This window comes from Variovorax sp. P1_H12_2 (assembly GCF_056405335.1).
Genome location: NZ_JBFUCI010000027.1, coordinates 20,514 through 28,261, shown reverse-complemented (window position 1 = coordinate 28,261; position 7,748 = coordinate 20,514). Strand labels below are relative to the sequence as shown.

Below are 7,748 nucleotides of genomic sequence, written 5' to 3'. Positions count from 1 at the left end.
GTTCTACACCATCGGGTCGGGAGGCAGCCTGCTCCTGATGGCCAACACCCCGTTCAACAACAACGGCATCGCCGGCAGTGGCGGCAACAACTACATTCGCGCCAGCAACAGCGTCGGCTACTTTTTGCCCCCGGGTCTCGGTGGTTTCTATGGCCAGCTGATGTACTCCTTCCCCGAAGCCACCAAGTTCGATCCTGGCGCCCTCACGCCGAACACACCGAACACTCAGCGCGCTGGCCGCTACGCCGGCGGCCGCTTCGGGTACACCAGCGGCCCGCTGGACGTTGCTGCTTCTTACAGCCAGAACACCATCGGCGACAACTTCTTCGTCGGCACCACCACCTCGGTGGACAACTTCAACCTCGGCGCTTCGTACGACTTCGGCGTCGTGAAGCTCTCCGCTGAATACACGGACTCCAAGGCCCACGTCGATTACAAGGTCACTCCGGCAGACCCCGTGCATGACATCGATCTGAACGGCTATCTGATTGGTGCGACCGTGCCCGTGGGTCCTGGCCTGATTCGCGCGACTTACGCCCAGGTCAAATACGACTTCAACCGCCTCGGCGTCAGCAACCCGTCCGCCTACAAATGGGCCCTCGGCTACGTGTACAACCTGTCGAAGCGTACGGCCTTGTATGCGACGGTGGGCTATGTGCACGACAAGGATGGCGGTGCCATGACTGTGTGGGGCCTGTTCAGCACCCAGCCAAAGAGCTCGACCGGCTACGATTTCGGTATCCGGCACAACTTCTGATTCGAAGCAGCCGGTTGGCGACGGATCTTCCAAGCGCCATCAGGCGCTTTCATGCGCCTTTGCATCGAGCTTCAATTCGCGTAGCCAACGCCACAGCGTCGAGCGACTGACGCCGAGATGCCGAGCAGCACGCTGGCGATTGCCTTCGCAAATGCGAAGGGCCTCCAGCACGCGCTCGCCCAGTGGCTGTGTCGCGGGCGGATGCTTCTCGAACAGTTCGGGGCAGTCGAGCCGCAGTTCGTCATAGGGGATGTCTTCGAGTCGCTCGAACTGCAGCAGGAAGACGGCGACTCTTTCGCAGATGTTCTCCAGCTCTCGCACATTGCCCGGCCAGTCGCACGCGACGAAGCGGGGCAGCAGCGGTGCGAGCGCGCCCACGGCGTCCATGCGAGAGCCCAGTCGATGGAGGCAACGCCCCACGTGGGTCTGCGCAAGCTCGGCGATATCGTCACCACGATCTCGCAGGGGCGGAATGCTCAGGCGCAGGGTATTGATGCGGTAGTAGAGGTCTTGCCGAAATCGCCGCGCTGCGATCATCTCCTCCAGTGGCTGATGCGTCGCGGCGATCACGCGCACATCCACGGGAACGGGGGCCGTCGCACCCAGGCGGGTGATCTCCTGCTCCTGCAGCACGCGCAGGAGCCGGGTCTGCAGCGACAGCGGCATGTCGCCGATTTCGTCCAGGAACAAGGTGCCCGTGTGGGCTGTCTCGAAGAGTCCGCGCTTGCCGCCGCGGCGCGATCCGGTGAACGCACCTTCCTCATAGCCGAACAGTTCGCTCTCCAGCAGCGTTTCCGGAAAGGCGGCGCAATTGACCGCAACGAAAGGCCGGTCGGCGCGTGCGCTTTCGTTGTGCATCGCCTGGGCGAAGAGCTCCTTGCCGACACCGCTCTCGCCAACGATCAGCACGCCCAGATCGGTCTTTGCGAAGCGGCGCGCCGTGGCAACGGCGCGAACGAAGACGGGGCTTTGACCGACCAGGCTTGCGAAGCCGTACTTCGCGGCATTCTGATGGCGACGCTGCTGAATCCGCAGGGTGGTATCGGCTTCGTGGATGGTTCGCGCGTCGTACAGCGTGATGGCCGCGCCCACGATTTCGCCGTGCTCGCGAATGGGGGTGCGGTTGACGATCCAGTCGCGGCGGGCAAAGCGCTGCACCGCGGCACGCGCTTCGGTGCCCGTGTCCAAAGTGGCTTGGAGGGACAGTTCGGGCTCCAGGAGGTCCAGGCGCTGGCCCAGCAAGGGCCGATGCGGCGTGCCCAACAGCTGCTGCATTGGCGGATTGACCGCGATGATGCAGTTGTCCCGGTTGACGGCGAGCACGGCCTCCTGCAGGTTGTGCAGCACGCTGTTGAGCTGCTCGTAGCGACCTGCCTCGAGCTGGGCCACCCGCGCCAGCTCGACGGCATCCTCGAATCCTTTGCGGATGCTGGCCAGCGAATAGGCCAGGAAGCCATGCAACCCGGCCTCCTCGGCCAGTTCGACCACCAGACTCGAGCCCACGATGACGTCGAATCCGTCGCGGCGCAATTGCTCGAATTGCTGGCGGGCGTCCTCCGGTGTCCGGTAGGCGTGCTGCTGGATCTCGAGGTTGAGAAGATCCTTGATTGCGTCCAGCTCAGGGATGATCTGGCCGTACGTCACCACGCCGACGCGGCTCGAGATGCGGCGCGCCTTGATCAGCGCCTGCAACAGATCGAAGCCGTCAAGCTGGATCGTTGCCACCGGCGCCTCCAGTCCCGCCCGCAGGATGCTGGCGTTGGAGCCGGCGCTGACGAACGCGTCGACCATGCCGCGCTCGACGCGGTCTCGCGCGATCGCCAACGCGCCGTCAAAGGTGCCGTCCACCACTTCGATGTCCGCGCGTCCGACGTATTCCATGACCACGGGCATGGCGAGTTCACGGATCTGCCGGTAGCCGAGAAAGCACAGCCGGGGCAGGCGCGTTCGATGAAGGGGTTTGGCGGCCATGGGATTCAGTGTCTCAATGAGACATTCAAGTGTTTCACTAATGTCGCATGAAACCGTCAATCAAAGCGTCACTTTCAACAAGTCTTTGAAAATCAACACGTTACGGGCTCATCAGCGGTTGGCATGCCTCATGCGATACGAAGAGGGACTGCTCTCTTTGGAAACATCCCCTTGGCACTCGAACACATCACCATCCTCGACCTGACCCACATGCTCTCGGGCCCCTACGGCACCATGCTCCTGGCAGACCTGGGAGCGCGCACCATCAAGGTCGAGCCACCCGGCGCCGGCGAGGGCACGCGGCGATTGCTGGAAAAGGACCCCGACTACGCTCGCGACGGCATGGGCGCCTATTACCTGACGCTCAACCGCAACAAGGAAAGCGTGTGTGTCGACCTCAAGAGCGAGGCTGGCAAGGCGGTGTTTCTCGACCTCGTGCGGCAGGCCGACGTGGTGTTCGACAACTTCAGCGTCGGCGTGACGGCAAGGCTGGGCATCGACCACGCGTCGCTGGCGCAGGTGAACCCGCGAATCGTCACCTGCTCGGTCACCGGCTTCGGCCAGACCGGCCCCGAAACCAACCGCCCGGCCTTCGACCAGGTGGTGCAGGCCATGGGCGGTGGCATGTCGATCACCGGCACCCCCGAGACCGGCCCCACGCGCAGTGGCATCCCGATCGGCGACCTTGGCGGCGGCATGTTCGGGGCCATGGGCGTGCTGGCGGCGCTGGCCGAGCGCGAGCACACCGGCCGCGGCCAGCATGTGGACATCTCGATGCTGGATGTACAGATCTCCCTGCTCAACTACATGGCGACCATGCATCTGATGTCCGGCCATGTGCCCGCCGGCATCGGCAACGGGCATTTCGTGCATGTGCCCTACAACAGCTATCCGACGGCCGACGGCCACATCATCATCGCGTGCATCGGCGATCCGTTCTTCGAACGCTTCGTCGACTTCATCGACCTGCCGGCCCTGCGCAAGCCCGAGTACCTGCAGCAGCCTGCGCGCTACGCGGCAAAGGCAGAGATCGATGCGCTGGTCGGCGCCGAACTCCAGAAGCAATCGACCGCCTTTTGGCTCGAGCGCCTGCATGCCGCTCGCATTCCCTGCGGCCCGGTCAACAACTTCGAGCAGGCTCTCAACGACGTGCAGGTGCGTGCGCGCGACATGGTGGTCGAGGTGCCCCTCAAGACCGGCGAGACCCTGCGCATGCCGGGCAATCCCATCAAACTCTCCGCCGCGTCCGCGAAGCCCTTTTCCTGCCCGCCCGCGCTGGGCGAGCACACGCAAGGCGTGCTGTCCGAACTGGCCGGCTACTCGGCGGAACAACTCGATCGACTGCGGCGCGACGGCGCGATCGCCTGAGGGGCCGCGCGATGGAAAGAATCCACATCACGGACGTCGCCCCGCGCGACGGGCTGCAGAACCAGCAGGTGCACCTCTCCACGGAATCCAAGCTGGAGTTGATCCGCCTTCTGGCAGCCGCTGGCGTGCAGAGCGTGGAGGCCACGAGCTTCGTGTCGCCCAAGGCGGTGCCGCAGATGGCCGATGCCAGCGAACTGGTTTGCCGGTTGAATGAAGCGCTGCCGCAGTTGCGCAGCTCGGTGCTGGTGCCGAACCTGAAAGGCCTGGAACGCGCGCATGCGGCCGGGGCACAGGAGATCGCCGTGGTGCTCTCGGCCACGGAGACCATGAACCGCAGGAACATCCATATGGGGCTGCAGGAAGCCACCGACGTCAGCGCGCGGACCCTCGCAGAGGCCCGGCGTCTCGGCTTGCGCACACGCGCCTACGTGGCGGTGGCCTTCGACTGCCCCTTCGAGGGCGAGACCCCCCTGTCGGAGGTGATGCGACTCGCTGCGTGCATGCACGCGGCAGGTGCCGGCGAAATCGTGATCGCCGACACCATCGGGTCCGCCGCGCCGGGTCAGGTGAAGGAGCGCCTGCGTGCGCTGCGAGACGTGGTGCCGGTGGGGCAGCTCGCCGTCCATTTCCACGACACGCGCGGCATGGGCGTCGCCAACGCCTGGGCCGCGCTCGAATCGGGAGTGCGCCGCTTCGATGCCAGCGTTGGCGGCATCGGCGGTTGCCCCTTCGCGCCCGGCGCCGCCGGCAACGTCGCCACCGAGGACTTGGTGCTCATGGCGCAGCGCAGCGGCTTTGCGACAGGCATCGCCACGGACGGGCTCCTGGATGCCGTGAGTTACGCCGAGGCGCGACTGCAGCGTCCGCTGGGCGGGCGCTCCATTCGCTGGCTGCGCCAGCGACGGGAAGTGCAACCACGCCAAGTGCTGGTGCCGGCGCGGCAAGCCTGAAGCGCGCTCGGCACTTCTTCAACCCTTTGTTCAACAACAACGCCGATCCTGACCGGCGCAACACTCGGAGACACGAACATGTCACTCAATACCCCCACGCCCACGTCTCGTCTCGGCGTACCCATCCAGGGCGTGCACCACTTCGCATACTTCTGCCGGGATTCCGAAGAAACCCGCCACTTCTACGAAGACATTCTGGGTTGCCCGCTGGTGCACGTGATCCGAGTCGAAACCCTGCGCGGCAGCGGCGCGCGCTGCCCTTACAGCCATTTCTTCTTCCAGATGATGGACGGCTCGTTCCTCGCCTTCTTCGATCTGCTCGAGGCGCCGGACGATCCGGCGCTGGTGGCACCTCAGCCATGGACCAACCATCTCGCGCTTCGCGTGAATTCGCTGGCGGAACTGCAGACGGCAAAAACCAATCTCCAGGCCGCCGGCGTGGCAGTGATGGGGCCGATCGATCACGAATTTGTCGAATCGATCTACTTCATGGACCCCAACGGCGTTCGCCTCGAGTTGACCACTGCGACGGAGACAGAGGAATTCGCCCGCCGCGAACGCGAGTCCGCGCACGCGAATCACGCCAACTGGATCCGGGAAAAGAGCGACTGGCGTTCCCGAAACCCGGTGGCTGCGACCGATTGAAGGTGGCGCCGATTGCAAGGCTGCTCTTTGCCCCCAAGGACCTCACACCATGGACCAAGCTACCACCACTTCCCCGGCCGCTCCGAAGGCGCCTCACGATGGCGCCGCAACGAAGCCCGACGGCCAGGCCCGCCATGCGTTCGATCGCATCCCGGTGATCCTGCGCTTCAAGGAGTCGATCGCCATGGCGGAGACCTATGGCTTCAGCGGCACCCAGGGCGAGGTGATCCTGCAAAGTCAGCTGATGATTCCGCGCGGCGTCAAATCCAAGGTGCTGTACGTCTTCATGCACCCCGCTGCCACCTGCGAGATGCTGCCGATGCCCATCGCCATGGCCGAGGCCGGCGTGCACGTGTTGTGCGCCGGCAGCCGCTACCCGAAGAACGACTCTGCGCTGATCATGGAGAAGGTCGCCTTCGACATGGGCGTGCACGTTCGCGAAGCACGCGAGGTCTGGGGCTACGAGAAGGTGATCCTGGTCGGCTGGTCTGGCGGCGGTTCACTGTCGCTTTTTTACCAGGCGCAGGCCGAGTCTCCCACGATCACCCACACACCTGCCGGCGACCTCTACGACCTGACAAGCGCCCGGTTGCCGCCCGCCGACGGTGTGATCTTCATCGCAGCGCACCTGAGTCGGGCCGAGACGCTCACGGGATGGCTGGACCCGTCGATCACCGACGAACTGGACCCGGACCATCGTCTGCTGGAGATGGACATCTACGATCCGCAATGCCCGCACCAGCCGTCTTACGACAGCGAGTTCGTGGCCCGCTTTCGCCAGGCCCAGATCGACCGCAATCGGCGCATCAGCCATTGGGTGTTGGAGACGCTGGAGCGCCTCAAGCGAGGCGGCGTGGAGAAGGAGCGTGGCTTCGTGGTGCACCGGACCATGTGCGACGTTCGCTGGCTCGACCCCAAGGTCGATCCCAACGGGCGTCGAGCCAACTGGTGTTACCTGGGCGATCCGCGGGTGGTCAACAACGGACCGGCGGGGATTGCACGCTTCTCGAGCTTGCGCAGTTGGCTGTCGCAATGGTCCTACGACCATTCCAACATCAAAGGCGCGGTCAACGCGGCGCGCATCCACCGCACGCCGGTGCTCCAGATCGAGAACCAGGCCGACGACGCCGTCCCGGCCACCCACAACCCCATCATCCGAAGTGCGCTCGCGACACCCGACAAGGAGTTCGTCCAGATCCAGGGTGCTACCCACTACTACCTGGGACAGCCGGAGCTGATGCAGGAGTGCCTGGGTCACGTCAAGCGATGGGCAACCCGTCATTGCTTCATTGACTGAACGACGTCGCCCCGACGGTCCGACCACCATCGGCGTCAGGGCACCGTCCATCGTGATGAGCGCCTCGGGTGCGGACATCGGCACCCCTCACTGCGCCGCGGGTCCCAGCGTCAGGAACGCGATGCCGAAGGCCAGCAGGAAGACGACGAGCGCGAGCTTGCAGACGATGCCGAAGGCGCGCAGGCGGCCGATGCCGAGGCGGGTGCGAAACCATTCCGCCTCGACGCCGAGGTACCAGGCGAGCGCGCCGATTGCCAGCACGGCGGCCGGGAGCTGAAAGCCGAGCCGGCCGAACACCGACGCCAGCGAGAGCGTCAGCACGACAGGCGAAGCGAAGAAACACTGCAGGAAGAACGGCTGCCGCAGCGTCTGCCGATCGATCTCCCGCCGCTGCCTCCGAAGCAGGCCGCACGCCATCTGCAGCGCAAACAGGCTGAAGGTGAGCGCGCGAAAGATCAGCAGGCTGGTGTCGGAAGACGGCAGCTCCTTCGGCATCCCCGAAGTGAACGGCGCCAGGCTCGCGTGCAGGCTGATCTCGAGCGCATGCGCCAGCAGGATCGACAGCACCAGGAACAGCGGCGGACTCACGAGGTCGTCGAACGGGTCCTCGGCCTTCTCGCTCATCTCGGACTCCACCCGCGCTGCCAGCGCCAGCGGATGGCGCAGCACGCGCCACAGCGTGCGGGGATAGAAGACCAGCCAGGCCATCACCTCGTACAGCAGCGCTTCGAGTGACCGGATGAACTTGAGGAATTCCATG

Annotated in this window: 7 protein-coding genes; 5 read left to right on the top strand and 2 right to left on the bottom strand. The window is 64.9% G+C overall.

The features are described from left to right. Positions 1-757 (top strand): porin (locus tag AC1D2K_RS05235; protein WP_478086852.1); only part of this gene is annotated, 757 nt, incomplete at its 5' end. A gap of 39 nt (positions 758-796) precedes the next feature. On the opposite strand, the gene prpR is transcribed toward AC1D2K_RS05235, so the two are convergent. After that, the gene (gene prpR / locus AC1D2K_RS05230; RefSeq protein ID WP_478086851.1) at positions 797-2,728 is read right to left on the bottom strand and encodes a propionate catabolism operon regulatory protein PrpR; all 1,932 of its coding nucleotides are present in this window, start codon (positions 2,726-2,728) and stop codon (positions 797-799) included. 171 nt (positions 2,729-2,899) lie between these two features. Here prpR and AC1D2K_RS05225 point away from each other — a divergent pair, with 171 nt between their 5' ends. From AC1D2K_RS05225 to AC1D2K_RS05210, 4 genes are all read left to right on the top strand, one after another. Beyond that, positions 2,900-4,096 (top strand): CaiB/BaiF CoA transferase family protein, encoded by a 1,197-nt coding sequence (locus tag AC1D2K_RS05225; protein ID WP_478086850.1) that lies wholly within the window; start codon positions 2,900-2,902, stop codon positions 4,094-4,096. An 11-nt stretch (positions 4,097-4,107) separates the two neighbouring features. Further along, the gene (locus AC1D2K_RS05220; RefSeq protein WP_478086848.1) at positions 4,108-5,046 is read left to right on the top strand and encodes a hydroxymethylglutaryl-CoA lyase; all 939 of its coding nucleotides are present in this window, start codon (positions 4,108-4,110) and stop codon (positions 5,044-5,046) included. Between the two features lie 78 nt (positions 5,047-5,124). Continuing rightward, a complete protein-coding gene (locus tag AC1D2K_RS05215) occupies positions 5,125-5,691 on the top strand; it encodes a VOC family protein (protein ID WP_478086847.1) in 567 nt (188 codons plus the stop codon). Between the two features lie 49 nt (positions 5,692-5,740). Further along, positions 5,741-6,988: an alpha/beta hydrolase gene (locus AC1D2K_RS05210; protein WP_478086846.1), complete on the top strand. Its 1,248-nt coding sequence runs from the start codon at positions 5,741-5,743 to the stop codon at positions 6,986-6,988. A gap of 87 nt (positions 6,989-7,075) precedes the next feature. On the opposite strand, the gene AC1D2K_RS05205 is transcribed toward AC1D2K_RS05210, so the two are convergent. Further along, positions 7,076-7,747: a hypothetical protein gene (locus AC1D2K_RS05205; RefSeq protein ID WP_478086845.1), complete on the bottom strand. Its 672-nt coding sequence runs from the start codon at positions 7,745-7,747 to the stop codon at positions 7,076-7,078. Position 7,748 lies beyond the last annotated feature (1 nt).

Coding starts and splice junctions, on each gene's coding strand:
- AC1D2K_RS05220 (WP_478086848.1), top strand. CDS start 4,108: ATGGAAAGAATCCACATCACGGACGTCGCCCCGCGCGACGGGCTGCAG.
- AC1D2K_RS05215 (WP_478086847.1), top strand. CDS start 5,125: ATGTCACTCAATACCCCCACGCCCACGTCTCGTCTCGGCGTACCCATC.
- prpR (WP_478086851.1), bottom strand. CDS start 2,728: ATGGCCGCCAAACCCCTTCATCGAACGCGCCTGCCCCGGCTGTGCTTT.
- AC1D2K_RS05205 (WP_478086845.1), bottom strand. CDS start 7,747: ATGGAATTCCTCAAGTTCATCCGGTCACTCGAAGCGCTGCTGTACGAG.
- AC1D2K_RS05210 (WP_478086846.1), top strand. CDS start 5,741: ATGGACCAAGCTACCACCACTTCCCCGGCCGCTCCGAAGGCGCCTCAC.